This window comes from Streptomyces niveiscabiei (assembly GCF_001419795.1).
In the GTDB taxonomy this organism is placed as follows: domain Bacteria; phylum Actinomycetota; class Actinomycetes; order Streptomycetales; family Streptomycetaceae; genus Streptomyces; species Streptomyces niveiscabiei.
The window spans coordinates 1-2,055 of the sequence record NZ_LIRL01001353.1 but is presented as its reverse complement, the minus strand read 5'-3'; the positions used below and the strand labels follow the sequence as shown (position 1 = coordinate 2,055).

The window sequence follows — 2,055 nt, the reverse complement described above, 5'->3', positions numbered from 1 at the left end:
CCACGGGACGGGCGGCTCGGAAGGGGCGGGGGACGTACGGGAGTTGGGGGACGGCGTCTCGGTGTCGTCGCTCAACTGCCGTGCGAGCCACAGCGCTTCGGCCAGTTCGCGCGGGGTCGGTCCCGTTCCCTCGGCGGTGGCGTCCAGCAGGGCGGCCAGCCGCGCGAGGGCGCCCTCAGAGCCCATCCGCGTCCGCCACCGCGTCCAGGTAGGGCATGAGCCGCTCCGCCAGCTCGCTGCGGTCGGCCGCGTCCAGGCCCGTGACCCCGGTCAGGTAAAGGGCGTTGAGGAGCTGGTCGGTCGCCAGGTCGCCGTTCGCGGCGCGTTCCAGGAAACGTTCGATCAGCGGCTCCGCCTCGGCGGGCGGCGTGTCCAGGTGCGCGCGGACGATGTCGGTGAGCTGGGCGCGGTCGGGGCGCCGCAGCCGCAGCCGTACACAGCGGCGCAGGAACGCGGGCGGGAACTCGCGTTCGCCGTTGCTGGTGAGGACGACGAAGGGGAACGCGCGGCAGCGGACCCGGCCCCGGGTGATCTCCACGGGCGTCTCGGAGCCGTCCGCGAGGACCTCCACGGTCGGGCCGTCGTCCGCCGACTTCCTTGCGGCGCGCAGGAGTTCGGGGATGTCGTACTGGCCCTCCTCCAGGACGTTCAGCAGGTCGTTCGGCAGGTCCAGGTCGCTCTTGTCGAGTTCGTCGACCAGCAGGACGCGCGGCTGCTCGTACGGCAGCAGGGCCGTGCCCAGGGGGCCGAGGCGCAGATGGTCCTCGACACCGTCGTGCGCGTCGTCCCTGCGGGCCGCGTAGAGGCGGGACAGCGGGTCGTAGCGGTAGAGGCCGTCCGTGAGGGTGCTGCGGCTCGTGATGTTCCAGCGCAGCACCGGGCCGAGCCCCAACTCCCGTGCCACCGCGTACGCGAGGGACGACTTGCCGGTGCCCGGCGGGCCCGTCACCAGGAGCGGGCGGCGCAGGATCAGGGCGGCGTTGACGAGTTCGACGCTCTCCGGGGTCGCGACGTACGTACGGGCGCGGTGGACGCGGTCCGGGGAGACCGCCGCCTCGTCGTCCGTGTCGCGCGGCGCGGGCAGGACGGGCGTACCGTCGAAGGCGCGCCACGGCGGCGGGGCGGGCAACTCCCGGATCCCGGCGTGGGGTTGGTTCGAGCCGGTGTAGACGGACCAGTGCGGCATGCGAGGTGAGCTCTTCTCGTGGGTCGGGTCGGTCAGGCCACCGGCGAGTGGCTGTGGGCCGCGGGCAGGTCGGGGAACAGCCGCGGATCGTCCCACAGAAGCTGGATGCCCCGCGCCCAGTGTTCCTCCTCGGCCGCCGCCTCCTCCCGCAATTCCATGATGTGGCGCGGCAGTTCGGCGGGCGGAACCCCGGACACGCGGGAGTCCAGCTGGTCCAGGAACGTCTTGCCCGCGCAGCCGGCGCCGCCCGCGCACTCCTCCTGCGGGCCGCTGTCGCAGCCCTCGCGGGACCACACGACGATCGGCGCGGGCGCGACGAGCGTGACGTCGAAGTGCGCGCGGGTGCGCTGCGCGGCCGGGGCGGTGGAGAAGCCCGCGAGGCAGGCGTCCGGTCTGCGCAGCCGCATCCGCAGCTTCACCGGCTCCTCGGCGTCCCCGCACTCGACGCGGTGAACTCGCGCGCCCGGTACGGAATCCAGCCGCTTCCACGCCCGGGTCAGGACGTGCCGGGTGCTGTTCTTGCGGCGCGCGTGGTCCGTGACGACCAGCGGGAACGAACAGCCCAGCGGCGTCTCGTCGTCGGGGCCGCTGGGCCACCGATCCACCGGCAGGTCCAGCCAGTTGCGGGGCAGCGCGAACGCGATCAGCTCGTCCGCGCCCGGCGTCAGGAACGGGAACGCCGCCTCGATCTGGCGCTGCACGTACTCCGCGAGCCCGTCCTTCGGCACGGTGTCCGAGCCGATCGGGTGCCGGCGGCCACCGCTGTACGCCGAGACCTCGACCCGGACACGGTCGTCGCCGGCGCCGCTGTGATGGAGGTCGACGAGGATGGGGGTCCATTCGGGGGGTGCGCCGACGGGGGCGAACGG

3 protein-coding genes are annotated in these 2,055 nt (G+C 73.7%); all 3 read right to left on the bottom strand.

Features of this window, described 5'->3' with window-relative positions; translation table 11 throughout:
- Positions 1–186: hypothetical protein (locus tag AOK24_RS43975; RefSeq protein WP_159052233.1), on the bottom strand; the 186-nt coding region annotated here is incomplete at its 3' end.
- Positions 176–1,186 carry an AAA family ATPase gene (locus AOK24_RS43970; RefSeq protein ID WP_055725411.1) on the bottom strand — a complete coding sequence of 337 codons (1,011 nt, stop codon included), beginning with the start codon at positions 1,184–1,186 and terminating at the stop codon, positions 176–178. The genes AOK24_RS43970 and AOK24_RS43975, both read right to left, overlap by 11 nt.
- A 32-nt stretch (positions 1,187–1,218) precedes the next feature.
- Positions 1,219–2,055 (bottom strand): VMAP-C domain-containing protein (locus AOK24_RS43965; protein WP_478078798.1); only part of this gene is annotated, 837 nt, incomplete at its 5' end.

Excerpts from the sequence above, each read along its gene's own strand:
- AOK24_RS43970 (WP_055725411.1), bottom strand. The coding sequence starts at position 1,186 with ATGCCGCACTGGTCCGTCTACACCGGCTCGAACCAACCCCACGCCGGG.